Genomic DNA, 25531 nt, shown 5'->3' on the forward strand with positions numbered 1-25531 from the left:
GGCCGACCTCGACCCGCGCCAGGCGGGCCGCGTGCGCGCCGAACGCGACGACGCGGCGATCCGCGCGGCAGCCGGCTACCGCTGGGTGCACGACGGCGCATTCACGGTCGCGATTTCACCGCACGCGCCGCCCGTGTCGACCTACGCGACCGACGCGCGCACCGTGGTCGGCGCCGATCCGGACTATGCGCAGCTCGTCGCCGACGCGCTCGGCCGCACGCTCGTGCTGGTGCCGATCGCATGGGCCGACTGGCCGCTCGGGCTGACGTCCGGCAAGTACGACGCGGTGATCTCGAACGTCGGCGTGACCGAGAAGCGCAAGGAGAAATACGATTTCACGACCTACCGGCTCGGGCTGCACGGCTTCTACGTGCGCACCGGCAGCCCGATCGCAAAGATCGCCGAGCCGAAGGACATCGCCGGCCTGCGCATCATCACGGGCGCGGGGACGAGCCAGGAGCGCATCCTGCTCGAGTGGAACAAGCGCAACGTGGCGCAGGGGCTGAAGCCGGCCGAGCTGCAATATTTCGACGACGATGCGGCGGCGCGCGTCGCGCTGCTGTCGGGCCGCGCCGATGCCGAGCTGAACCCGAACGCGTCGCTCGCGTACGAGGCCGCGCGCACCGGCAAGATCCGCCGTGTCGGCGTCGTCAATGCGGGCTGGCCGGCCAACGCCGACGTGGCGATCGCGACGCGGCGCGGCAGCGGGCTCGCGCCCGCGCTGACGCTGGCGACGAACGCGCTGATCGGCAGCGGCCGCTACGGACAGGCGCTCGCGCGCTGGGGTTTGCAGAGCGAGGCGATCGCGCGGGCGGAAACCAATCCGCCGGGATTGCCGTCGTTCTGAAGGCCATCGATACGTCGACCACCCGAATGACATCGCCCCGGCATCCCTCAACGGGAATGCCGGGGCGAATCGAAGCAGCCTCCTGCGTCGCAACGACGCGATGCGCCTACGCGGACACCGCCGCGTAATGCCGGTCGAGCTCCGCGACCTGCGCATGAATCGCCGGAATCAGGTGGCGCCCGTAATCGAGCGCATCGTCGAGCGGATCGAACCCGCGAATCAGGAACGTCGATACGCCGAGCCGGTAATACGCCCCGAGCGCACGCGCGACCTGCTCGGGCGTGCCGACCAGCGCGGTCGAATTCCAGCGCGCGCCGGTCAGGTTCGCAACGCCCATCCACAACCGCTCGTCGAGCACGTCGCCCTGCGCGGCGGCGGCCATCAGCCGTTGCGAGCCCGCGTTTTGCGGCGCATGGCCGTCGATCGGCTGGCCATTCGCGAGCCGCGCCGCGCGCACGCGCTCGCGGATCGCCTCGGCCTTCTCCCACGCGGCCGCCTCGGTATCGGCGACGATCGGCCGGAACGACACGCTGATGCGCGGCGCACGCCCGAACGGCGCGGCGGCCGCATGCACGCGCGCGATCTGCTCGCGCACCGACGCGAGCGGCTCGCCCCACGTCATGTAGACATCGGCATGCTCGCCCGCCACCGCCAGCGCGGCCGGCGACGAGCCGCCGAAATAGATCGGCACATGCGGCCGTTGCGCGCCCTTCACGAGCGGCGACGCGCCCCGCAGCCGGTAGAACGCGCCATCGTGGTCGACCGGCGCGTCGGCCTGCCAGATCCGTTTCAGCACGTCGAGATACTCGCCGGTGCGGCGATAGCGCGCGTCGTGCGGCACGAAATCGCCGTCGCGCTGAAGATCGGCATCGTCGCCGCCCGACACGACGTTCAGCGCGAGCCGGCCGCCGCTGAACACGTCGAGCGTCGCGATCTGGCGCGCGGCGGCCGACGGCACGATCACGCCGGGCCGGTGCGCGAGCAGGATGCGGATGCGTTCGGTCGCGGCGGCCGCGAACGACGCGACGATGAAGCCGTCCGCCGCGTTGCTGAAATGGCCGACCAGGATCTGGTCGAAGCCGGCGGCCTCGTGCGCCTGCGCGAAGCGGCGCACGTAGTCGGGCTGGACGGCGGCGCCGCCCGGTACGTCGACCTCCGCGCCGGGCGTCGCGGTGATCATGCCGATGATGTCGACGGGCATGTCGATGGTCCTTCTCGTTGTCGATCGGAAATGGCTACGCGTTGCGGCATGCTCACTGCGCGGCGGCCGTCTTCTGCGCGGGCGCGGCGAACGCGCCCGCATACGAGCGGTCGAGCAGCTTCGCCGTGTCGTACGCGGTCGGAATCACGCCGGCCTTGTGCAGGAAGTCGGCGGTGTTCTGCGCATCCTTCGCGGCCGTGTCGTCGACGGGGCCCACGCGCTGGTGCGCATTGTTGAGCCAGCGGTACGCGACGTCCGGCTCGAGCTTCGCGCGCTTCGCCCACAGGTCGGCATACTCGCGCGGATGGCTGTCGACCCATTGGCGCGCGGCCACCACGCGCTTCAGGAAATCGGTGATCTCGGCGCGCTTGCCCGTTGCGGCCTGCTCGTTCGCGGCGACGAAGCTCAGCGCCGGCATCAGCCCCTGCGCGGTCGTCACGGGCCGTGCGCCCTGCCGCAGCGCGAGCGTGCTGACGAACGGCTCCCACAGCGATACGGCGTCGACCGAGCCGTTCGCGAGCGCGTTAGTCGCATCGATCGGCATCAGGTACGCGTACTTGACGGAATCCGCGCGCAGGCCGGCGTGTTCGAGCGCGCGCAGCACGAGCTGCTGGCTCCACGCGCCGCGCCAGACGGCAATGGTCTTGCCCTGCAGGTCGGCGACGGTGCGCACCGGCGAGTTCTTCGGCACGAGGATCGCAACGCCGTCGAGGCTCTGCCGCGACACCGCGACGACTTTCACCGGCGCGCCGCGCGCGGCCAGCGTGAGCAGCGCGGAATCGCCGAGGAAGCCGACGTCGATCGCATTGCCGTTCAGGCTCTCGGCGACGGGCGCGGCGGCCTGGAAGTGCTTCCACTCGATCGTGTAAGGCAGGTCCTTCAGCACGCCGGACGCCTCCATCGACGCCTGGATGTTGAAGTAGTTCTGTTCACCGACGCGCAGCGTGACGGTGTCTTTGGCCATGCCTGGCTGCGCGGCAAGCGCCAGCAAGAGTGCCGTGACGATTCGGCTCAGCAACGTGATCTCCCTGAAGGTTGGCGGGCGCCCGCGCGATGGCGGCGCCACGTGATCCGCCGTGCCCGGCGGCCGGCGGAACGGATGGAACCGGTGAAGATACGTCGATCCGCACCATGAAACAAACGCAATATTCTTCTATGCAAAGATGCAAATGTTTTATGACGTGGCCGGTATCGCCAGATGCCGCCCGCCGCCCGTCCGGGAACCCGGTTCGAATGAATCCTCGATAGATATTTCGTGCGCGAAATAAATCCCGGACTATATTTCGCATACGAAATAACTACCCGGAACGAGGACGGCCATGACCTCCCAACCCATCGAGTTTTCCGCCGCCGACGGCTACGCGTTGCACGGCACGCTGTGGACGCCGGACGCGGCGCCGCGCGCGCTGGTGCTGATCCATCCGGCGACGGCCGTGCCGGAGCGGCTGTATGCGGGCTTCGCACGCTTCCTGACCGAGCGCGGTTTCGCGGCGCTCACCTACAACTATCGCGGCATCGGTGCATCGCGGCCCGCGCGCCTGGGTGCGCTGCGGGCCCGCATGCGCGACTGGATGGAGCTCGACGTGGGTGCCGCGACCGCGTGGGCACGGCAGGCGTATGAAGGGGTGCCGCTGCTGGCGGTCGGGCACAGCGTCGGCGGGCATGCGATCGGGCTGTCCGCCGCCACGCCGCACCTGCGCGCGGCCGTGCTCGTCGCCGCGCATGCGGGCAGCACGCGACTGATCACGCAGGCGGCCGAACGCGTGAAGGTGCGGCTGATCCTGCGTGTGCTCGGCCCGCTGATGTCGGCGCTGCTCGGCTACGTGCCCGGCAGGCGGCTCGGGCTCGGCGAAGACATGCCGGCCGGCGTGTTCCGCGAATGGAGCCGCTGGACGACGCTGCCGCACTATTTCTTCGACGATCCGACGCTCGGCGCGGCCGAGCGCTTCGCGAAGCAACGGTTGCCGATTCTCGCGCTCGGCTTCGACGACGATCCGTGGGCGAACCCGGCCGCGATCGGCCTGCTGGTAAGCTATCTGACCCGCGCGCAGGTCGAACGCCGCCAGATCGATCCGCGCGCGGCGGGCAGCGGCCCGGTCGGGCACATGGGCTTCTTTCGCAGTCGGCCCGGCACCGTGCTGTGGCCCGACGTGGCCGAATGGCTCGCGCGGGCACTCGACGCACCACGCACCGCGGGCCGTCCCTCCCTTTCCATTGCAGCCGGGAACCCAGCTTGAGCGAAGACCGACGACTGTTTTTCATGTTGAACATCGGCCAGCGGCGCGTGCAGCGCTGGATCGACCGCAAGGCCGAAACCGAGACGCGCGCGAGCGCCGCGCAGGCCGGTGCACTGTTCTGTCTCGCGAAGCAGGACGGCGCGCTGATCGGCGAAGTCGGCGCCGCGCTGCAGCTCGCGCCGTCCGCGATGACGGGCCTCGCCGACCGCATGGCAAAGGCCGGCCTTATCACGCGTCACGCCGATTCGGACGACGGCCGCGCAACGCGGCTGTACCTGACCGACGACGGCCAAGCGGCGCTCAAGCGCGCGCGCGTGTTGCTGCGCGAGCTGAACGGCAAGCTGTGCGACGGGTTTTCCGACGCCGAACTCGACGTCGTCGCGCGCTGGCTGCACGCGTTGCAGGATCGCTTTCCGGCCGAACGCTGAACCGCGCCTACGGCGCACTGCATCGGCACGAATCCGCGTAATCGATAGCGATTCCGATTCGTGCTTTCGATTCGGTTTCCGAACTTTCCGGCGGAAAATCTTGCGTCCCGGAAGCGCTGTTTCGGCAACGCTTTCCGGCTACGTACTGTTACAAAAAATTGCCTCCCGCGCCGCATACCGATCGCCTACATTCAATCCACTTCGACGCATTCGCCGTATGCACGGACTGGCCTTCCCGTCGCGTCCGCCTCCTTGGACGCACCCGACAAGCAATGAAAACGAAGAGGTGTCTTGACCGACGTGCTGGCGGCATCCAGCACACGCGGATTGCGATGACCGAAACGGCTTCCTGAACGACACGATCCGACGCGCGGCACGGCATCCGTTGCCGCCGCGTACCGGTACGCGACGTGCCGCTCCGCGCCATCGCCGCCGCACGTCAACGAGGAGCAGTCCATGCGACGTTCGACCGTATCCCACTCGCTTATCACCGGCCTGACCCGCCTCACCCGCCTGTCCGCCGCGACGGCCGTGGCAATGGCCGCCGCCGCGGCCGCGCATGCCGACCCCGTGGTCGTGTCCGGCCCGAGCCCGTTTGCCGCCTGCACCATCGGCGGCCCCGGCACGAACTACGTGAACGCCGAGGTCGAACCGTGGCTGTCGGTCAACCCGGCGAACCCGATGAACATGATCGGCGTGTGGCAGCAGGACCGCTGGTCGAACGGCGGCGCCCACGGGCTCGTCGCGGGCTACACGTTCGACGCGGGCGCGACCTGGGCGCGCACGCCGCAGCCGTTCAGCGCATGCGCGCCGGGCGGGCTGAAGTACGAGCGCGCGTCCGATCCGTGGGTATCGTTCGGGCCGGACGGCACCGCGTATTCGGTATCGATCTCGTTCAACCAGTCGAACAATGCCAACGCGGTGGCCGCGTCGGTGTCGACCGACGGCGGGCAGACCTGGAGCAGCCCGGCCGTGCTGATCGCGAACGACGAACCGACGACGCAGTTCTTCAACGACAAGGAATCGGTGACGGCGAGCCCCGTGAAGGCCGGCACGGCCTACGCGGTATGGGACCGCCTCGAATTGCCGAACGGCAACCCGTACGCGAACCTGCATACGCAGGCGTTCCGCGGGCCGACGCTGTTCTCGAAGACGACCGACGGCGGCAAGACGTGGAGCGCCCCGAAGGTGATCGTCAACGTGCCGTCGCGTCAGCAGACGATCGGCAACCAGATCGTCGTCGATCCGAAGAGCGGCACGCTCTACGACTTCTTCGACCTGATCCAGCCGCCGTTCAGCAAGGCAGCCGGCAAGGTCGCGTTCATCAAGTCGACCGACGACGGCGCGACGTGGACGAAGCCGCAGGTGATCGCGGGGCTGCAGACGGTCGGCGTCACCGATCCGAACACCGGCGAGCCCGTGCGCACCGGCGACATCATTCCGGAACCCGCGATCGATCCGGCATCGGGGCAGCTCTACGTGGTGTGGCAGGACAGCCGCTTCAACGGCGGCACGTACGACGAGATCGCCGTATCGACGTCGAAGGACGGCGGCGCGACGTGGAGCACGCCGCAGCAGTTGAACACGCCGACCGGGCGCCCCGCGTTCAATCCGTCGGTGCGCGTCGACAACACGGGCGCCGTGATGGTCACCTACTACGACTTCCGCGACCTGCAGGCCGGCAACACGACGACGCTGCCGACCGGTTTCTGGCGCAAGATCTCGCATGACGGCGGCACGACGTTCGCCGACGAGCGGCGCGTCGGCGGCCCGTTCGACATGAAGCTCGCGCCGAACGCGGAAGGCTTCTTCATCGGCGACTACCAGGGGCTCGACGTGATGCCGTCATCGTCGTTCCACCCGTTCTTCGTGCAGACCAGCGCGGGCAACCTGACGAACCGCACCGACGTGTTCTTCGCGCCGTGATGCACGCGTGAGCGCAGCGCTGCCGCGACGTCCGTCGCGTCGCGGCAGCAGGCCCGAATGCGCTTTAGTGCATGTCGGTGAGCACGATGCGACCGTCGACTTTCCCTTCGCGCAGCCGCGCGAATATGTCGTTGATGTTGCCGAGCCGGTCGCGATGGATATGCGCGCGCACCAGCCCGTCCGCCGCGAAATCGAGCGACTCCTGCAGATCGCGCCGCGTGCCGACGATCGACCCGCGCACCGTGATGCCGTTCAGCACGCTCGAGAAGATCGGCAGCGGGAAATCGCCCGGCGGCAAACCGTTGAGGGCCACCGTGCCGCCGCGCCGCACCATTCCGAGCGCCTGCGCGAACGCACTGCGCGACACGGCCGTGACGAGCACGCCGTGCGCGCCGCCGATTTCCTTCTGGATCACTTTCGCGGGATCGTCGATCGACGCATTGATCGTCAGCTGCGCGCCCAGCTCGCGCGCGAGTGCGAGCTTGTCGGGCGAGATGTCGACGGCCGCGACGTGCAGGCCCATCGCGCGCGCGTATTGCACGGCCACGTGGCCGAGCCCGCCGATGCCGGAGATCGCGAGCCACTGGCCCGGACGCGTATCGGTGACGCGAATGCCCTTGTAGACCGTGACGCCCGCGCACAGGATCGGCGCGATCTCGTCGAACGCGACCTGCGCCGGCAGATGGCCGACATAATCGGGATCGGCCAGCACGTATTCCGCATAGCTGCCGTTGACCGAATAGCCGGTGTTCTGCTGCCCGTGGCAGAGGGTCTCCCAGCCGGTGTGACAGTACTCGCAGTGGCCGCATGCCGTGTAGAGCCAGGGCACGCCGACGCGGTCGCCCTCGCGCACGTGCGTGACGCCCGCGCCGACCGCCGCGACGACGCCCACGCCTTCGTGTCCGGGAATGAACGGCAGCGTCGGCTTCACGGGCCAGTCGCCGTCGGCTGCGTGCAGGTCGGTATGGCAGACGCCCGACGCCTTGATGTTGACGAGGATCTGGCCGGGGCCCGGCGTCGGGATCGGCACTTCCTCGATGCGCAACGGCTCGCCGAACGCGTGCACCACGGCCGCTTTCATGGTTTGAGTCATGCGTCGCTCCTGTCTGGTCGATGAGCGCACCAGTATCCGGGCTCGAACCCGGAACGCATTGATACGCGTCAACGGGGCAGGAATCGTGCGCGCCGGTGGCGAATTCACGGCGGGACGTGTCGCGCAAGCTGCCGCTGCGCCGCCGGGTCGACGGCCCGCCTCTGCTTTCGCAGCCATTTCAGCCGTTTGTCGGAAACCCTGTGGCCGGCCGCCGTTTTGCTTGGAATTTGAAATGATATAACATATCATTTTGCGTTCTCGCCCACCTGCAGCCGTTTCATCCCGGTGGCCGGGTTACGCCGAGTCATATCCAGACGGGTCACTGCGCGCCGCAGACGCAACAATATATCGTATCCAGCCGTGACCCGCATGGCTCGCCTTCCGATCGGATTCCAACCCATTCCAATTGATTCACCGACCATGCGCGACCTCCCTCGTCTACCGCTTCGCCCGCTCTCGCCCGTCTCGCTGATGCTGTTCGCCGCCGTCGCGCACGCGCAGGCCGATGCGCCCGCCTCGTCTGCACCGACGCAAACCACTGCGCTCGCGCCGATCTTCGTGACCGCGAACCCGCTCGGCGACACCGACCTGATCTCGCCGACCGCGCAACTGTCCGGCGACGCGCTGACGCGCCGCCAGGCCGATTCGCTCGGCGAGACGCTGAACGGGTTGCCCGGCGTATCGACCACCACCTACGGGCCGATGGTCGGCCGCCCGATCATCCGCGGGATGGACGGCGACCGGATCCGGCTGCTGCAGAACGGCGTCGCGGCCTACGACGCGTCGTCGCTGTCGTACGACCATGCGGTGCCGCAGGATCCGCTGTCGATCGAGCGCGTCGAAATCGTGCGCGGGCCGGCCGCGCTGCTGTACGGCGGCAATGCTGTGGGCGGCGTCGTCAACACGATCGACAACCGGATTCCGCGCGAGGCGATCGAAGGCGTGACGGGCGCGCTCGACGCGCGCTACGGCGGCGCCAATTCGGTACGCGCGGGCGCCGCGCAGGTCGAAGGCGGCAACGGCCGCTTCGCGTTCCATGTCGACGCGTTCGACCGCGAAACGAGCAAGCTGCGGATTCCCGGCTATGCGCGCAGCAGCCAGCAACGCGCGATCGACGGCCCCGACACGCCGCAACCGTACGGCAACGTGCCGAACAGCGACGGCCGCGTGCATGGCGGCGCGGTCGGCGCGTCGTACACGTGGGCCGACGGTTTCGCGGGCCTGTCGTACAGCGGCTACGAGTCGAACTACGGCTCCGTCGCCGAGGACGACGTGCGCCTGCGGATGCGCCAGGAACGGCTCGCGCTCGCCTCCGAGATACGCAACCTGAGCGGGCCGTTCACGAAGCTGAAATTCGACTTCGCGTACACCGACTATCGCCACAAGGAAGTCGACAACGGCGAAACGGCCACCACCTTCCGCAACCGCGGCTACGAGGCGCGCATCGAGGCGCGGCATCGCAGGATCGGACCGTTCGAAGGCGCGATCGGCGTGCAGTTCGGCCAGAACACGTTCTCCGCGCTCGGTGACGAATTGCTCGTGCCGTCCACGCGCACGAACAGCGTCGCACTGTTCGGCCTCGAGGAATGGCAGGTCGTCCCGGCGCTCAAGCTGAGCCTCGGCGGGCGCTTCGAGCACGTGAAGGTCGATCCCGATCCGGCCGGCGTCGAGAAATTCGCGGGAGCGCAGCCGCGCGACTTCAATGCCGGCAGCGTCTCGGCCGGCGCGCTGTTCTCGCTGACGCCCGTGTGGTCGGTGGCGGCCAACGTCGCATACACCGAACGTGCGCCGACCTTCTACGAGCTGTATTCGAACGGCCCGCACGATGCGACCGGCCAGTTCCTGATCGGCAACCCGAACGCGTCGAAGGAAAAGGCCGTGTCGACCGACCTGTCGCTGCGCTACGCGAGCGGGCCGAATCGCGGCAGCGTCGGCGTGTTCTACAACCGCTTCTCGAACTACCTGACCGAGTACAACACGGGCCGCGTCGTGGACGACGACGGCGAACCGGTCGCGCCCGGTACCGACGGCTCGCTCAACGAGGCGATCTACCGTGGCGTGCGCGCCGAGTTCTACGGCATCGAGCTGGACGGCAAGTGGCGCGCCTTCGCGCGGCGCGGCCATACGGTCGACCTGGAGCTGACGGCCGACTACACGCACGCACGCAACGTCGATACGGGCCAGCCGCTGCCGCGCATCGCGCCGCTGCGCGCGACGCTCGCGGCCGACTACGGCTACGGCCCGTTCGGTGCGCGCGCGCAGGTCACGCATGCGTGGTCGCAGCATCGCGTGCCCGACAACGACTTTTCGACGGACGGCTACACGTCGCTCGGCGTGATGCTGACCTACAAGTTCCGCGTCGGTGCGACGCACTGGCTCGCGTACCTGCGCGGCGACAACCTGACGAACCAGGAAATCCGCTATTCGACCTCGGTCGTGCGCGGCCTCGCGCCGGAAGGCGGCCGCAGCGTGATGGCCGGGTTGCGCACCACGTTCTGACCCTCTCATGGCCCGCGGCGCCTGCCGCGGGCCGCTTTGCGGCGCCTCGCTCCGCCACGAATTTCCGCTTTCCGGACATTGCCGCCCATCGCGCGACACATACCGACGACGCGCACCGGTTCCCTCCCCAATCAGGGCGCAAGGGAATTCCACTTCATTCACCCATAAATAAAAACAAATTCATCAGACGATTATTAGCAAAAAGATCTCTTTTGCCTCGCCTGATAAAACCGGTTTCAAATTCCACGTATAAACCTTTGAATCACGGGCGCCTCGGTTCTTTCTGCCCGGGTTCGAGCAAACCCACCCGAAAAGGATTCCAGCGCTAAAAAAACTAATATCAGGGTTTTCGAAGGGTAAAGAATCATTCGGTATACCCGTTAATGCCGGCACGAGCCCGTATCTGGTCGAACAATAAATTCAATTTGCCAACCACACGCGCAGGGGCACAACGTGAATATCGCCAGAATGAGCATCAAGACAAAACTCCTTGGCGGCTTCGGCCTGCTCGCCGCGGTCGTCGTGATCGTGTCGGGCGTGGCACTCAAGGCGCTATCCGATACGAACGCCGAGTTTTCCCGCTACATGAACGGCATCAACGCGCGGGCGAACCAGTCCGCGCAAATCCGAACCGCGGTCGACCGGCGCGCGATCGCGGCACGCAACATCGTGCTCGTGACCAAACCGTCCGATCTCGAGCTCGAACTGGCCGAGGTGAACCAGGCGCACAAGGACGTGCAGGAGCATCTCGCGAAGCTCAAGGAGATGATGGCGAACGCGACCGACACCTCCGATCGCGCGCGCGAACTGGTGGGCAACATCGCCCGCATCGAATCCAGCTACGGGCCCGTCGCGCTGCGTATCGTCGGGCTCGCGCAAGCCGGCAAGAAAGAAGAGGCGACCGCCGACATCGACGACAACTGCCGCCCGCTGCTCGCGCAGCTCGTGCGCGCGACCGATGCCTACGCGACCTATACGCATGAACGCGAACTCGCGATCGCCCAGCAATTCGCGGATCGTTATGCGATGGAGCGCAACCTGCTGGCCGGCATCTGCCTGATCGCGGTCGCGGTCGCGGCCTGCGGCGGCCTGTGGCTGACACGCAAGATCACGGTGCCGATCGGCTCGGCCGTGGACGTCGCGCGCACGGTCGCGAACGGCGATCTCGGCAGCCGCATCCACGTCAGCGGCAACGACGAGACCCGCGACCTGCTCGAAGCGCTGCGGACGATGAACGAGCGGTTGATCGGCATCGTCGGCCGCGTGCGCGATTCATCGAACAGCATCGCGCATGCCGTGAGCGAGATCGCGTCGGGCAACCTCGACCTGAGCCAGCGCACCGAGGAACAGGCCGCGTCGCTGCAGGAAACCGCCGCGACGATGGAGGAATTCACGTCGACGGTGCGGCTGAATGCCGAGAACGCGCAACAGGCGAGCGCGCTCGCCGCGAATGCGTCGGATGTCGCGCATCGCGGCAGCTCGGTGGTCGGCCGCGTGGTCGACACGATGACGGAAATCGGCCATAGCTCGTCGAAGATCGCCGACATCACGGGCATCATCGAAGGCATCGCGTTCCAGACCAACATCCTCGCGCTGAATGCGGCCGTCGAAGCCGCGCGTGCGGGCGAACAGGGCCGCGGCTTCGCGGTCGTGGCGAGCGAGGTGCGCAGTCTCGCGCAACGCTCGTCGACGGCGGCAAAGGAGATCAAGGAACTGATCAACGCGTCGGTGCAGACGATTCGCGACGGCTCGGCGCTCGCCGGTGAAGCCGGCAAGACGATGTCGGACGTCACGCAGGCCGTCGCGCGCGTGACCGACATCATGGGCGAGATCGCGGCCGCGTCGGCCGAGCAGAGCCGCGGCATCGACCAGGTGAACCTGACGATCACGCAGATGGACGAGACGACCCAGCAGAACGCGGCGCTCGTCGAGCAGGCCGCGGCCGCATCGAAGTCGCTCGAGGCGCAAGGTCGCGAGCTGTCCGAAACGGTCGCCGCATTCCGGATGCCGTCCGGCACGCACGTGACGTCGTCGGGCGCGCACGCGCAGGAACCCGCCGCGCATCACTGGCAACCGGCCGCCGCGTAACGGATACCGCAAGGAGACGACGATGCGCACGCGGTTTCGCTGGTCTGCCTGCGTCACGCTTGCGCATACCGCGCGATGCGCTGTGCATCGTCGCCGTCCGGCTCGAACCGTTCGCACGCGCGCCGTCGCGCGTCTCCTCTCCGATTCGCGGCACGCGTGCGTGTAGCTCGCCCGTCGGCATAGCCGCGTCGTCGCCGGTCGTTTCTACCGACCGCGCGGCATCGTGCGCGTGTCCGGCAATGCGCATCGTCACGGACGATCGCGCGCGATGCCCGTCCTCCGCATGCCATCGCGCACGCCGCGTTTGCAGCGTTGCGCAAGTTTCGATCCCGGCCATGTATCGCGTGTTGCCACACCGGCGACATGGAGATAACGCAGCGTTCGCTCGCGCATCGCTCGCCGACGCAGACTTTTAAAACGAACGAATGACGAGTATGCTTAAAAAAGCACTCCGCGTTCGGACGGCGAATCGCGTGCCCTGACTCCCGTCCGATCGTATTGCGGCCCCATCGCTTCGCACACCGCGTGCCGATGGCGGCGTCCGCTTCTCGCGCCACGGCCGCACGAACCTTCCCCCAACAATCGTCAGGAGAGCTGGTGAGCCGACTCGTCGTCGTATCCAATCGCATCGCAGATCCCCGTAAAGCCGCAGCCGGCGGGCTCGCCGTTGCCGTGAAAGACAGCCTGCAGGAATCCGGCGGCGTCTGGTTCGGCTGGAGCGGAAGGCTGCGCGGCAGCGACGACCAGCCCGCGCATGGCGACGACGTGCAGATCCAGAACGTCGGCGGCATCCAGCTCGCGACGATCGATCTCGACCCGCAGGACTACGACGCCTACTACCTCGGTTATTCGAACAACGTGCTGTGGCCGGTGTTTCACTACCGGCTCGATCTCGCGCAGTTCGACCGCCGCTTCGCCGACGGCTACCGGCGCGTGAACCAGCTGTTCGCGCGCAAGCTGCGCACGCTGCTGCGTCCCGACGACACCATCTGGGTCCACGACTACCAGCTGATTCCGCTCGCCGCCGAGCTGCGCGCGATGGGCTGTACGAATCCGATCGGCTTCTTCCTGCACATCCCGATGCCGCCGCCGCCGATCATGGCCGCGATCCCGGAACACGAATGGCTGATGCGCTCGCTGTTCGCATACGATCTCGTCGGCTTCCAGACCGAGTCGGATCTGCTCCACTTCGAGCATTACGTCGAAGCGGAAGCCGGCGCGGCGCGGCTGCCGGACGGCCGGCTGCGTGCATTCGGCCGCACGCTGTCGGCGGGCGCGTTCCCGATCGGCATCAACGTCGACGAGTTCGAGGCGCTCGCGCGCGACCGCGACGGCCTCGACATGTTCGAGCGGATGCGCGACGAATATTCGCGGCGCCAGTTGCTGGTCGGCGTCGACCGGCTCGATTACACGAAAGGGCTGCCGCAGCGCGTGCATGCGTTCCGCGAGTTGCTCGAACAGTATCCGGAGAACCGCGACCGCGCGACGCTGATCCAGATCGCCGCGCCGAGCCGCGAGAATCTCGGCGCGTACGACGACCTGCGGCGCGAGATGGACAGCCTGTGCGGCGCGATCAACGGCGACTACGGCGAACTCGAATGGATGCCGATGCGCTACATTCACCGCACCGTCGCGCGCAAGCGCTTGCCGGGCCTTTATCGCGCGAGCCGCGTCGCGCTCGTCACGCCGCTGCGCGACGGGATGAACCTCGTCGCGAAAGAATTTCTCGCCGCGCAGGACGCGGCCGATCCGGGCGTGCTCGTGCTGTCGCGTTTTGCCGGCGCGGCCGAGCAGCTGAAGTCGGCGCTGCTCGTCAATCCGTACGACACGCAAGGCACCGCGCAGGCGATCCAGCGTGCGCTCGCGATGCCGCTCGAGGAGCGCCGCCAGCGTCATGCGGCGCTGATGGCGATCTTGCGCAAAAGCGACGTGCACTGGTGGCGCACGCGCTTTCTCGACGCGCTCACCGAAGCGGCCGAAGTCGCGGCCGCGACCGAACCCTGACGCGCGCTCACGCGTCCGTCGCCGCGTATCCGAGCACCGCGCCACTCACATCGCACAGGTCGACCGACACCGGGATGCCTTCTCGCAGGCTCTCCGTCAGCACGCAATACGCATCGAACTGATCGAGCACGCGCGTCGCCGCCGCGAGATCGGCCCACGTCCTGCCGATCGACAGCCGTACCGACATCGCGCCCACGCGCACCCTGCCCGCTTCGTTCTGCACCATGTCGACATCGATGCGTGCGGCAATCGGCTGCGGATCGACATGCTGCTTTTCCAGCGCGAACAGCAGGCTCGCCGCGAGACAGGTCGCGACCGCCGCGGCCAGCAACCGGATCGGGTTCGGCCCGCGTCCTTCGCCGAGCGGCGGCGGTTCGTCGGTGAGGACCGGCGACAGCGTCGTGCCGGCAAACACCACTTCGAAACAGAAGCGCGCCTGCTGCGCGACATCGACCGATATGTGCGCCTCGCTCATGGCGACTCCGCGCAGATCAACTGGGAAAGGAATGCCGGCACGCAGTCGCATCGATGCGCGCCGCCCGCAGGTTCGCGGCACCTTCAGCGCTCGGGTTCGCGTGGCGGCCCGTATGCGACGAAATCGCGCTCGACCGCGGACGCGTGCTCCGTTTCGATCGCGCCGCCGCGTGCGCCGGCTTCGTCGTCCGGTGCCGGTGCAGCCGGCGTCGCGGAGGCCGGCTCAACGCGCCCGTCGATCAGCGCCTGCAGCGCTTCGCGCTCGAGCACCTCGGATTGCAGCAGCCGTCGCGCGATGCGTTCAAGCGCATCGCGGCGTTCGCCGAGCGTCATCGCGACCCGCGCATGCGCGTCGGCGAGCAGCGTGCGCACCTCGTCGTCGATCATCCGCGCGGTGTGCTCGCTGCAGCGCCCGTCGCCCGCATGCCATGCGCCGGGCATGCCCTGCCGCACATCGCCATCGTCGAACGTCGCGAGCCCGATCTTCTCGCTCATCCCGTACTGCATGACCATGTGGCGCGCCATCGCGGTCGCGCGTTCGAGATCGTTCTGCGCGCCCGTCGATACGTCGCCGAACACGAGCTCCTCCGCAACGCGCCCGCCGAGCAAGGCATCGATCCGGTCGAGCAGTTCGCTCCTGCGCAACACGTAGCGATCCTCCGTCGGCACCTGCTGCGTATAGCCGAGCGCCGCCACGCCGCGCGGAATGATCGACACCTTCTTCACCGGATCGCAATGCGCGCGGCTTTCCGCGACGAGCGCATGGCCGGCCTCGTGATACGCGATGGTCAGCTTCTCCTGCGCGTTCATCACACGGCTCTTGCGTTCGAGGCCCGTCAGCGCGCGATCGATCGCCTCGTCGAAGTCGGCCATCCCGATCGCCGGCTTGCCGAGTTCGGCCGCATGCAGCGCGGCCTCGTTGACGACGTTCGCGAGATCGGCGCCGACGAAGCCCGGCGTGCGCGACGCCAGCTCGCCGAGATCGACGTCGGCCGCGAGCTTCACGCGCTTCACATGCACGCCGAGAATCTGCCGGCGGCCGTTCACGTCGGGCCGGTCGATCGCGATGTGGCGATCGAAGCGGCCCGGCCGCAGCAGCGCGGGATCGAGGATCTCCGGCCGGTTCGTCGCGGCCATGATGATCACGCCGGAGCCGGCCTGGAAGCCGTCCATCTCGACGAGCAACTGGTTGAGCGTCTGCTCGCGTTCGTCGTTGCCCGACATCGGGCCGACGCCGCGCACCTTGCCGAGCGCGTCGAGCTCGTCGACGAACACGATGCACGGCGCCTTCTGCTGCGCCTGCTCGAACAGGTCGCGCACGCGCGCCGCGCCGACGCCGACGAACATCTCGACGAACGCCGAGCCGCTGATCGAGAAGAACGGCACGGCCGCCTCGCCTGCCACCGCGCGCGCGAGCAGCGTCTTGCCGGTGCCCGGCGCGCCGACCACGAGCACGCCCTTCGGAATCTTGCCGCCGAGCCGCTGGTAGCGGTCGGGGTTGCGCAGGAACGCGACGAGCTGCTGCAGCTCGGCCTTGGCTTCGTCGATGCCCGCGATATCGTCGAACGTGATGCCGGTTTCCTGCTGCACGTACACGCGCGCGCGGCTCTTGCCCATCCCGGTGAAATCCTGCAGCCCGCCGCGCTTGCGCAGCATCATGTTCCAGATGAACACGAACAGCACGAGCGGCAGCAGCCACGAGGCGAGCGATGCCATCCAGCTCGTGTCGGGCGCGCCGTGATAGCGGATGCCGGCCGCGGTCAGCGTGTCGGTCAGGTGTTCGTCGCTCACGCGGTTGGTCGTGAACCGCCACGGCGCACCGGCCTGCTGCACGGCCGAGGCGTCGGACGCCGGCAGCATCGCGCCGGCCTGCGGCATCTTCAGCGTGCCCGAGATCGATGCGGGGCTGACTTCGAGATCGTCGACGAGCCGTGCGGCGACGAGCCGGTGGAAATCGCTGTACGCGATCGACGCCGACGACGGACGCAGCATCAGCAACTGCGCAGCGAACAGCACGAAGAAGCCCGCAGCGATCAGCAATCCCGGGTAGTCGAATTTCCTGTCCATGGCATCCGGCCGGACGTGCGCGCGGCGCTACGCTGCGCTGCCGCGGCACGGTGGACGTGCGTGGCTACGCGCGCAGCCCGCGCGCGGCATCGGCGGCCATGCGGCAGCGGTATACATGCGTGCCATCTCGCCTCGCTCCTGCGCATCAACGATGCCGCGACAACGCCGTCGGCCGGCATCGCCGGGCAATCCTCGCCCGGGCGGCACGCCGCGACGCGCCGCCCCTGAATCAAGTCTAGTTCGCGCGAGTGCGTCGCGCATTGCCCGCGGCGCGACGGGAATCGTCCGACAAACACCTTTCATCCGCCCCCGTTGCCGCGTTATAGTCGCGTTCGTGACACTTTTGTGACAAACGCATCGCACGCGCCGATACCCCACACGGGCCGTTGCCTTCCATCCTGCGGCACGGCAGCCTGTGCGGCACCGCCGTGCATCACGCCCCGTCCACCCGCCCATTCGAGGAACCCACGACGTGAACGACACCCCCGATCGCCCCGACGACCTTCCCGCCGATCCCGACCGCCGCCGCGTGCTCGGCGGCCTTGCCGCGCTCGGTGCGGGTGTCGCGCTCAGCGGCTGCGAAACCACCGGCGCGCCGCGTTCCGCCGCCGACCTGCGCGTCGACGAGGCGTTGCGCCAGCGCGTGCGGCACATCGTGGTGATCTATGCGGAAAACCGCAGCTTCGCGAACCTGTACGGCGATTTCCCGGGCGTAAGCCATCCGCTGAGCGAGGTGCGGCCCGAGCACGCGCAGCAGCTCGATCGCGACGGCAAGACGCCGTTGCCCGTGCTGCCGAAGATATGGGGCGGGCTCGTGCCGCAGGCGCAGGAAGTGGACGGCAAGCGCTACGCGATCGCCGAGCGCGACATCGACAAGCTGCCGAACGCGCCGTTCCGGATCGCGGACGCGCAGGGCAAGCCGCTGCCGAACGGCGTGATCACGCGCGACCTGTGGCACCGCTTCTACCAGAACCAGATGCAGATCGCGGGCGGCCGCAACGACCAGTTCGCCGCGTGGGCCGATTCGGGCGGCCTCGTGATGGGCCATTACCGCAATTCGGCCGACACGCTGCGGCTGTGGAACCTCGCGCGGCAGTACACGCTGTGCGACAACTTCTTCATGGCGGCCTTCGGCGGTTCGTGGATGAACCACATGTTCCTGATCTCCGCGCAGCCGCCGCTGTACCCGGACGCGCACAAGCATCCGCATGCGGCGAAACTGCTGTCGAAGGTCGAAGGCGACGATCCGGCCGGCACGCGCCTGAAGCTCGCCGACGATTCGCCCGCGTCCGCGCTCGACGGCCCGCCGAAGTTCGCGGGCGACGGCCCGCTGACGCCGGACGGCTATGGCGTGAACACGATGGCGCCGCCGTACCAGCCGAGCTACGTGCCGCCGCCGGACCCGGGCAACGCCGCGTATGCGGACCCGGCCGACCATCGCGTGATGCCGCCGCAGGGCTATGCGACGATCGGCGACCGCCTGTCGGAAAAGAACATCGACTGGGCGTGGTACAGCGGCGCGTGGCAGTACGCGCTCGAGCATCGCGACACGGGCGCCGTGCCCGATTTCCAGTACCACCACCAGCCGTTCAACTATTTCGCAAACTACGCGCCCGGCACCGATGCGCGCAGCAAGCACCTGCGCGACGCCGGGCTCGGCGACGAGCCGTCGACCAACCACTTCATCGCCGACATCGACGCGGGCCGCCTGCCGGCCGTCACGTTCTACAAGCCGCAGGGCAACCTGAACATGCATGCGGGCTACGCGGACATCGAATCCGGCGACCGTCACATCGCGACGGTGATCGACCATATCCGGCGCGGCCCGCAATGGGACAACACCGTGATCGTGATGACGCACGACGAGAACGGCGGCTGGTGGGATCACGTCGCGCCGCCGGTGGGCGACCGCTGGGGCCCCGGTTCGCGGATTCCGGCGCTCGTGATCTCGCCGTTCGCGAAGAAGGGTTTCGTCGATCACACGCTGTACGACACGAACTCGATCCTGCGCTTCATCAGCCGCGTGCACGGGCTCGCGCCGCTCGACGGCGTGGTCGCGCGCAACAAGGCGTTCGCCGCGCGCGGCGCGACGCCGCCGGGCGATCTCACGAACGCGCTCGACCTCGGCTGACGGCGGATTGGTCTGGTTGGCCTGGTTGGCCGCTTAGCGGCTGAGCCGCTGGGCCACTCAAGCACTTGGGCACTTCGGTGCCCGAAACGACGACGCCCCGGGCAATACGATTACCCGGGGCGTCGTTCATTTCCACCCTGCCAACGCTACGCGGCGTCGCGCAGCGCGTCGCACCCCGCCTGCGCGGCGTGACGGCCGGCCTGCCGGCCGAAAAACGTCGCGTCGGCCAGCGACAGCCCCGAGCTGTACCCGGCGCCCCAGCGCGGCAGCCCGCAAGTCGTGCGGCCGGCCGCATAGAGCCCCGCTACCGGCGCGCGCGCCGCGTCGACCACCTGCCCGGTCGGCAGCGTGTCGAGGCCGCCGAGCGTGAAGTGCGGATAGAACGCGTAGTCGATCCGGCAATCGAGCGCGACGAACGGCGGCTCAATCAGCGGCTGCAGCCATTTCTCGGCCTTGTGGAACAGCGGATCGGCGCCTTCGGCAGCATGGCGGTTGTAGACGTCGACAGTCGCCGTCAGCGTGCCGGCCGGCATCTCCAGGTCGCGTTCGACTTCTTCCCACGTTTCGCCGGCCGCCGCGATACCGATCCGCGCAATCGCGGGCGGTTCGCGGTACGTCGCCTGGTCAACGAGCAGGTAGATGCGGTCGCCGCCTTGGTGGAACGCGTGATGGCCCGTGCGGCCGTGATAACCGTCCTCGTTGATGAAGCGCTGGCCGCGCGCGTTCACGAAGATTCCCCGGATCAGCGATTCGGGTGCGTAGAACGGCAGGCTGACGAAGCCCTGGTCCATGTGGATCGTCGCGCCGCCCGCGCTCTGGCCGAGCAGGATGCCCGAGCCGTCGTCGCCGGGGCTGCCGATCGGTTCATCCGAGCGCAGGAACTGCGGCGCATGGCGGCGCACCATGTCGCGATTCATCGCGAAACCGCCCGCGCACAGGATCACCGCGCGACGCGCACGCACGCATGCCGTCTCGCCATACGCGCGCAGCACGACGCCGCGCACCGCGCCGTCGTCGTCGACGATCAAGGCGAGCGCGCGCGTGTCGTAACGCGTCGCGACGCCGAGCGCCGCCACGCGTTCGGCCAGCACGCGCATCAGCATCTGCCCGCCGCCCCAGCCCGGCCATTGCGGCGTGTGCCCGCGGGGGCACGGCTTCGCGGCCTCGCTGAACGGCCAGGCTTCCTCGCTGCCCGACCAGATCAGGCAATCGTCGGTCTCCGGTTCGACGATCCGCTCGGCAATGAACGTGTTCTTGTACGTGAGGCCCTGCGCGACGAGCCAGTCGTGGTGCGCCAGGCTTTCGTTCGCGTAGAGCCGCACCTTCGCCTCGTCGGCGTCGCGCCCGCCGGCCAGCATCAGGTAGCGGTACAGATCCTCGGTGTCGTCGGTAAAGCCGGCCTGCCGCTGTGCGGGCGTACCGCCGCTGCCGCCGAGGTAGATCTCGCCGCCCGACAGCGCGCTCGTGCCGCCGTAGCTCGATGCGCGCTCGACGATCAGCGTGTCGGCACCGGCACGCGCGGCTTCGATCGCCGCACAGGCGCCGGCCGCGCCGAAGCCGACGATCACGACATCGTGTTCGGCATCCCAGCGATGCACGTCGCGAATGTTCAGGGGGTGAGTCAGAGAATAGTCGGATGACATGAGGAATGGGTCAGCGTGTAGGAAACCTGAGGGAAGCGATGGAAAGCGGTAGATACGGCGAGGGCGTGACAGGCGGCCCGTTGCCGATGTCGCCGCGATGCCGGGACGGGCGTGCGACGGTGCGTGTGCGCAACGCACGCGTCCCGCGCCCGGTTGAAGCCGCGATGCGCGTCAAACGGATCGGCCCGGGCGATGATTCCGACGTGGTCGTGGCGAAGGGCATTGGTACGCCATCGCGCCTCCACGGCTTCCGGCCTGCGCGGCGCGCAGCCGCGCCGACGTCACATGCCGCGCAGCGCGGCGAAACCGAAGTGCGACGGATCGATCGGCACGCAGCCGGCCGGCAGCCCGTTCGCGTCGACCGAGCGGCATTGCAGGATGCCGGCCGCATACGGCGGCGACGGAACCTGATCGGCGCCGTATCGCGCCATCGCCATGGCAGCGAACGTGCCCATCGCCAGTACGCACAGCTTGCGAGTCGTCAGTCTCATGATCGTCGTCCCCTCCGGTTGTCCGCTGGTGCGGTTCGTGTCCGGCGTGCATCGCATGCGGCACCGGATGACTGCACGGTAGCCAGCGCCCGGCCGCCGGCCATCGTCCATTTCGACTAGGGGCAAACGCTGAGCGGCGGGCGCACGGCGTGTCGCATCGCAGCATCGTGCGCGATGGCTTCGCACACGCGGAGGAGACGCGGCGCGTTGCGCGCCCGTCGCGGCCGGCCGCGCCAATCGTCAGACGCCTGTCTCACGCCGGCCGCTGCGCCGCACCATCCGGGCGCGATCGTGCGGCACGCGGCGCCCGGCCCCGGTGTTTTCCCCGACCCTCGCCCTGCTCCGTATGGATGATGAGTCGCCATCGGTCCGATGCGAACCTTCGCCTCGACGTCGCAATGCCGCCGCGTCCGCACTCGCGGCGCGGCCGACTCTTTCCGTTCTTCCACGGGAGCACTGCATGACCGATTCGAATCCCCGCCACGCGCTGTACGAACTGGCGTGCCGCTACGCGCAAGCCGTCGACCGGCGCGACTGGCCGCGACTCACCGCCCTCTTCACGCCCGATGCGCAGCTCGCCGGCCCCGGCTTCCGCTTCGACGACCGCGACGCGATCGTGACGGGCATGCGCGTGATCGAGCGCTACGAAGCGACCCAGCATCACGTGCACAACCAGCTCGTGACGCTCGACGGCGGCGCGGCCGACGTCGAGACCTATGGCGTCGCCTGCCACGTCTACGTGCGCGACGGCGTGAAGCGCAAGCTCGACTGGGGGCTGCGCTATCGCGACCGCTGCGTGTTCGACGGCGGCACGTGGCGTTTCGCCGCGCGCACGCTGCACGTCGACTGGTCGCAAGACCTGCCGCTGGAGGGCTGAACGATGCGCACCGCTGCTCCCCTCGACGGCCGCACCGCACTCGTCACGGGCGGCGCCGGCGGCATCGGCGCGGCCTGCGCGCACGCGCTCGTCGCCGACGGCGCGGCCGTCGTGCTGATGGGTCGCCGCCGCGACGCGCTCGAACGCACGCAACGGCAACTGACCGACGCGGTGCCCGGCAGCCGCGTCGCGATCCATGCGGGCGACGCCTGCGACGAAGGCGACCTGCAGGCCGCACTCGACTGCGCGTGGGCGCTCGACCGTCGCCTCGACATCGTCGTGCCGACGGTTGGCGGTGCGGGTTTCCGGCCGCTGCTGCTGCACGACGCCGACACCTTCCGCGCCGAAATCGACCTGAACCTGCACAGCGCGTTCGCCGCGATCCGTCACGCCGCGCCGCGGCTCGCCGACAGCGGCGGCGGCGCGATCGTCTGCATCTCGTCGACTGCCGCGCAGATCAATTTCCGCTGGCTGTCCGCATACTGCACCGCGAAGGCTGCGCTCGAAGCGCTCGTGCGCGGCGCGGCCGAGGAACTGGCCGGCGCGAAGATCCGCGTGAATGCGGTGCGCCCGGGCCTCACGCGCTCCGAAGCAACGGCGCCGATGTTCGACAACCGCGCGCTCGTCGATAGCTTTCTCGAGCAGATCCCGCTCGGCACGCTCGGCGAACCGGAAGCGATCGCGCATGCGGTGCGCTATCTCGCGGGCCCCGAGTCGGGCTGGGTGACCGGCCAGAGTTTCGCGGTCGACGGCGGCCACGAACTGCGCACCAACCCGCACGTCGACGACACGATCGCGCAGATCTACGGCACGGCCGCGCTCGACGCGATCAAGGCCGGCCGCACACCGGGCGCCGCATGAGCGCCCGCCCTCTTTCAACGTCAAGGGAATACGACCGACCATGAATCGAGTCGCAAACAAGGTCGCGCTGGTCACCGGTGCGGCAAGCGGCGTCGGCCGCGCGGATGCGCTGCTGCTCGCCGCCGAAGGCGCGCGTGTCGTGCTGACCGACATCGACGAGGACGCAGGCCGCGCGCTCGCACGCGAGATCGGCGACGCCGCACTGTTCGTCCGCCACGACATCGCCGACGAGGACGGCTGGCGACAGGCGATCGCATCGACGCTCGACCGCTTCGGCCGCCTCGACGTGCTCGTCAACAACGCGGCGATCTGCCCGGTCGGCTCGATCGAGGACACGAGTCTCGACACGTGGCGGCGCGTGATGCGCACCAACGCCGACGGCTATTTCCTCGGCTGCAAATATGCGATCGGCGCGATGAAGGGCAACGACACGCCGGGCTCGATCGTGATGATGTCGTCGGTCGCCGCGCTCGGCGGGCTGCCGATGATGTGCGCATACACCGGGTCGAAAGGCGCGGTGACGGCGCTCGCGCGCAGCGTCGCCGTGCACTGCAAGCGCAGCGGTTACCGCATCCGCTGCAACTCGATCCATCCGGACGGGATCTGGACGCCGATGACGCAGGCGCTGATGCCCGATCTCGACCCGGCCGCGCTCGGCATCGGCAGCGATCCGATGGCACGCATGTGCGACCCGCGGGACGTCGCGAATCTCGTGCTGTTCCTCGCGTCCGACGAATCGCGTTTCGTGAACGGCGCGGAGCTGCGGATCGACAACGCACAACTGGTGTCGTCGCTGTGACGCGACGCGCTGCTCTCCCGTTCAAAGGAGTTCATCGATGATTTCATTCAACGGCAAGACCGTGCTGGTCACCGGCGGCGGCGCGGGCATCGGCCGTGCGTGTGCGGAAGCGTTCGGCGCGGCCGGCGCACGCGTCGCGGTCGCCGAGATCGACCCGGTCCGCGCGCAGGACGTGCGCCAGGCGCTCGAGGCGGCAGGCGTCGACGCGCTCGTCGGCACCGTGGACGTCACGCGCCGCGACCAGGTCGATGCATTCGCACGAACCGTCGACGCGCGCTTCGGCGGCCTCGACGTGCTCGTCAACAATGTGGGCGACTTCCTGCAGATCGCGAAACCGTTCGACGACTGCACCGACGACGACATCGCGCGGCTGTTCGACGCGAACCTGCGCCAGGTGTTCGTCGTCACGCGCGCGATGCTGCCGTTGCTGCGCAAGCGCGGCGCGGGCGGCTGCATCGTCGGCGTGTCGTCGATCGAAGGCTTTCGCGCCATTCCGAACTGCACCGTGTACGCGTCGTTCAAGGCCGCGCTGACCGGCTTCACGAAAAGCCTCGCGCTCGAACTCGGGCCGGCCGGCATTCGCGTGAACCAGATCGCCCCCGAAACCACCGAGACGCCGCAGGTGCCCGTCAGCGCGATGGTCGCGGCCGAGCATCGCGGGCACATCCCGCGCTGGATCCCGCTCGGGCGCTTCGGCGCGGCGGGCGATATCGCGGGGGCCGCGCTGTTCCTGGCGAGCCCGCTCGCCGCGTGGGTCACCGGCACGACGCTGCATGTCGACGGCGGCGCGCTCGCGGCGGCCGGCTGGTATCGCGACCCGAACGGCTTCTGGACCAACATGCCCGTCGTCACGGGCAACGGCTTCAATTTCTGAGCGGCACCGCCCGCCTGTTCATTTCACACGGCGCGGATGCGCCGCTACCGGAGACACCATGAAGATCCTGATCGTCGGCGGCACCGGCCTCATCGGCGGCCATGCCGCGCTGCACCTGCATGCGCAGGGCAACCCCGTCACGCTCGCCGCACGCAAGCCACCCGCCGCCGGCAGCGCACTCGCGCAGTTCGACGTATTGCTGCGCGACTACGTGGCCGGCAACTTCACGCGCGACGATCTCGCGCCGTTCGACGCGGTGGTGTTCGCGGCCGGCAACGACATTCGCCACCTGCCGCCCGGCACCGACGAAGCCGCGCACTGGGAGCGCGCGAACGTCGATGCGGTGCCGCGCTTCTTCGCGCTCGCGCGCGACGCGGGCGTGAAGCGCGCGGTGCTGGTCGGCAGCTTCTATCCGCAGGTCGCGCCGGCGCTTGTCGACACGGTGCCGTACGTGCGCTCGCGCCATCTCGCCGACGAACGCGTCCGTGCGCTCGCGACGCAGTCGTTCGCCGTCTGCAGCGTCAACGCGCCGTTCGTCGTCGGGTCGGTGCCGGGGCTGCGCAACGAGATGTTCGCTGCCTACACGGGCTATGCGCAAGGCCGGTTCGCGGGGCTGCCCGTGTTCGGGCCGGCCGGCGGCAGCAACTTCATCTCGACGCAATCGCTGTCGGAAGCGATCTGGGGCGCGCTGCAGCGCGGCGAAGCAGGCAAGGCCTACCTCGTCGGCGACGAGAACCTCAGCTTCGCCGACTACTTCGCGGCCTTCTTCCGCGCGGCGGGCAATCCGCGGGACGTCCCGTCGCTCGACCAGGAGCATCCGCTGTTGCCCGACATCGCGATCTACACGGGGCGCGGCAACGTCGTGTCGTACGAGCCCGATCCCGCCGACAGCGCGCTGCTGCGCTACCGGCGCGGCGATGTGCAGCGTGCGGTCGATGAAGTCGTTGCGCATTGCCGCGCGCAGTAGGCAAACGGCGCGTGTGCGGCGCGA

20 protein-coding genes are annotated in these 25531 nt (G+C 68.6%); 13 read left to right on the forward strand and 7 right to left on the reverse strand.

The annotated features are described in order from the left end of the window. Nucleotides 1-847 (forward strand): ABC transporter substrate-binding protein (locus DPV74_RS13510; RefSeq protein WP_240439973.1); only part of this gene is annotated, 847 nt, incomplete at its 5' end. A 106-nt stretch (nucleotides 848-953) separates the two neighbouring features. Here the strand turns inward: DPV74_RS13510 and DPV74_RS13515 are convergent. Both DPV74_RS13515 and DPV74_RS13520 read right to left on the reverse strand, forming a co-directional pair. Beyond that, nucleotides 954-2048: an LLM class flavin-dependent oxidoreductase gene (locus DPV74_RS13515; RefSeq protein ID WP_060170800.1), complete on the reverse strand. Its 1095-nt coding sequence runs from the start codon at nucleotides 2046-2048 to the stop codon at nucleotides 954-956. Between the two features lie 52 nt (nucleotides 2049-2100). Continuing rightward, on the reverse strand, nucleotides 2101-3012 hold the full coding sequence (locus DPV74_RS13520; protein ID WP_049117255.1) for an ABC transporter substrate-binding protein: 912 nt from the start codon (nucleotides 3010-3012) through the stop codon (nucleotides 2101-2103). Between the two features lie 355 nt (nucleotides 3013-3367). Here DPV74_RS13520 and DPV74_RS13525 point away from each other — a divergent pair, with 355 nt between their 5' ends. The 3 genes from DPV74_RS13525 to DPV74_RS13535 all read left to right on the forward strand — a co-directional run bounded on the left by DPV74_RS13525 (nucleotide 3368) and on the right by DPV74_RS13535 (nucleotide 6639). Then, nucleotides 3368-4285 (forward strand): serine aminopeptidase domain-containing protein, encoded by a 918-nt coding sequence (locus DPV74_RS13525; protein ID WP_119337369.1) that lies wholly within the window; start codon nucleotides 3368-3370, stop codon nucleotides 4283-4285. Beyond that, complete coding sequence (locus DPV74_RS13530) at nucleotides 4282-4713, forward strand: MarR family winged helix-turn-helix transcriptional regulator (protein WP_027791650.1); 432 nt, start codon at nucleotides 4282-4284, stop codon at nucleotides 4711-4713. Before DPV74_RS13525 ends, DPV74_RS13530 begins: the two co-directional genes overlap by 4 nt. Before the next feature lie 456 nt (nucleotides 4714-5169). Then, on the forward strand, nucleotides 5170-6639 hold the full coding sequence (locus DPV74_RS13535) for a sialidase family protein (protein WP_119337370.1): 1470 nt from the start codon (nucleotides 5170-5172) through the stop codon (nucleotides 6637-6639). A 64-nt stretch (nucleotides 6640-6703) separates the two neighbouring features. Here DPV74_RS13535 and adhP read toward each other — a convergent pair whose 3' ends face one another. Further along, the gene (adhP, locus tag DPV74_RS13540; protein ID WP_119337371.1) at nucleotides 6704-7732 is read right to left on the reverse strand and encodes an alcohol dehydrogenase AdhP; all 1029 of its coding nucleotides are present in this window, start codon (nucleotides 7730-7732) and stop codon (nucleotides 6704-6706) included. 420 nt (nucleotides 7733-8152) lie between these two features. Here adhP and DPV74_RS13545 point away from each other — a divergent pair, with 420 nt between their 5' ends. From DPV74_RS13545 to otsA, 3 genes are all read left to right on the forward strand, one after another. Then, nucleotides 8153-10231 carry a TonB-dependent receptor gene (locus tag DPV74_RS13545; protein WP_226112702.1) on the forward strand — a complete coding sequence of 693 codons (2079 nt, stop codon included), beginning with the start codon at nucleotides 8153-8155 and terminating at the stop codon, nucleotides 10229-10231. Nucleotides 10232-10699: 468 nt separating this feature from the next. After that, nucleotides 10700-12319 carry a methyl-accepting chemotaxis protein gene (locus DPV74_RS13550; protein ID WP_081066214.1) on the forward strand — a complete coding sequence of 540 codons (1620 nt, stop codon included), beginning with the start codon at nucleotides 10700-10702 and terminating at the stop codon, nucleotides 12317-12319. A 597-nt stretch (nucleotides 12320-12916) separates the two neighbouring features. Next, complete coding sequence (gene otsA / locus DPV74_RS13555) at nucleotides 12917-14323, forward strand: alpha,alpha-trehalose-phosphate synthase (UDP-forming) (protein WP_119337372.1); 1407 nt, start codon at nucleotides 12917-12919, stop codon at nucleotides 14321-14323. 7 nt (nucleotides 14324-14330) lie between these two features. Here the strand turns inward: otsA and DPV74_RS13560 are convergent, their stop codons facing one another. Beyond that, complete coding sequence (locus tag DPV74_RS13560; RefSeq protein ID WP_060319416.1) at nucleotides 14331-14798, reverse strand: OsmC family protein; 468 nt, start codon at nucleotides 14796-14798, stop codon at nucleotides 14331-14333. Between the two features lie 83 nt (nucleotides 14799-14881). Next, nucleotides 14882-16864 carry an ATP-dependent zinc metalloprotease FtsH gene (gene ftsH, locus DPV74_RS13565; RefSeq protein WP_060359096.1) on the reverse strand — a complete coding sequence of 661 codons (1983 nt, stop codon included), beginning with the start codon at nucleotides 16862-16864 and terminating at the stop codon, nucleotides 14882-14884. A gap of 472 nt (nucleotides 16865-17336) precedes the next feature. On the opposite strand from ftsH, the gene DPV74_RS13570 reads away from it, so the two are divergent. After that, nucleotides 17337-18995 (forward strand): acid phosphatase, encoded by a 1659-nt coding sequence (locus DPV74_RS13570; protein ID WP_027791658.1) that lies wholly within the window; start codon nucleotides 17337-17339, stop codon nucleotides 18993-18995. 146 nt (nucleotides 18996-19141) lie between these two features. Here the strand turns inward: DPV74_RS13570 and DPV74_RS13575 are convergent, their stop codons facing one another. Together DPV74_RS13575 and DPV74_RS13580 are read right to left on the reverse strand one after the other, a co-directional pair. Continuing rightward, nucleotides 19142-20638: an FAD-dependent oxidoreductase gene (locus tag DPV74_RS13575; RefSeq protein ID WP_119337373.1), complete on the reverse strand. Its 1497-nt coding sequence runs from the start codon at nucleotides 20636-20638 to the stop codon at nucleotides 19142-19144. A 281-nt stretch (nucleotides 20639-20919) separates the two neighbouring features. After that, entirely contained in the window at nucleotides 20920-21129 is a 210-nt protein-coding gene (locus tag DPV74_RS13580) for a hypothetical protein (protein ID WP_027791660.1), read from the reverse strand. Between the two features lie 460 nt (nucleotides 21130-21589). Between DPV74_RS13580 and DPV74_RS13585 the strand changes: the two genes are divergently transcribed. From DPV74_RS13585 to DPV74_RS13605, 5 genes are read left to right on the forward strand one after another with little or no spacing between them, the layout of a single operon-like run. Next, on the forward strand, nucleotides 21590-22006 hold the full coding sequence (locus tag DPV74_RS13585) for a nuclear transport factor 2 family protein (RefSeq protein WP_059552194.1): 417 nt from the start codon (nucleotides 21590-21592) through the stop codon (nucleotides 22004-22006). A gap of 3 nt (nucleotides 22007-22009) precedes the next feature. Continuing rightward, on the forward strand, nucleotides 22010-22867 hold the full coding sequence (locus DPV74_RS13590; RefSeq protein WP_119337374.1) for an SDR family NAD(P)-dependent oxidoreductase: 858 nt from the start codon (nucleotides 22010-22012) through the stop codon (nucleotides 22865-22867). Between the two features lie 40 nt (nucleotides 22868-22907). Beyond that, on the forward strand, nucleotides 22908-23666 hold the full coding sequence (locus DPV74_RS13595; RefSeq protein WP_027791663.1) for an SDR family oxidoreductase: 759 nt from the start codon (nucleotides 22908-22910) through the stop codon (nucleotides 23664-23666). A gap of 37 nt (nucleotides 23667-23703) precedes the next feature. Further along, nucleotides 23704-24540, forward strand: a complete 837-nt coding sequence (locus DPV74_RS13600; RefSeq protein WP_119337375.1) for an SDR family NAD(P)-dependent oxidoreductase — start codon at nucleotides 23704-23706, stop codon at nucleotides 24538-24540. 58 nt (nucleotides 24541-24598) lie between these two features. Next, nucleotides 24599-25507, forward strand: a complete 909-nt coding sequence (locus tag DPV74_RS13605; RefSeq protein WP_119337376.1) for an NAD(P)-dependent oxidoreductase — start codon at nucleotides 24599-24601, stop codon at nucleotides 25505-25507. Nucleotides 25508-25531 lie beyond the last annotated feature (24 nt).

The organism is Burkholderia sp. HAN2018 (assembly GCF_024704855.1).
GTDB classification, from domain to species: Bacteria; Pseudomonadota; Gammaproteobacteria; order Burkholderiales; family Burkholderiaceae; genus Burkholderia; species Burkholderia cepacia.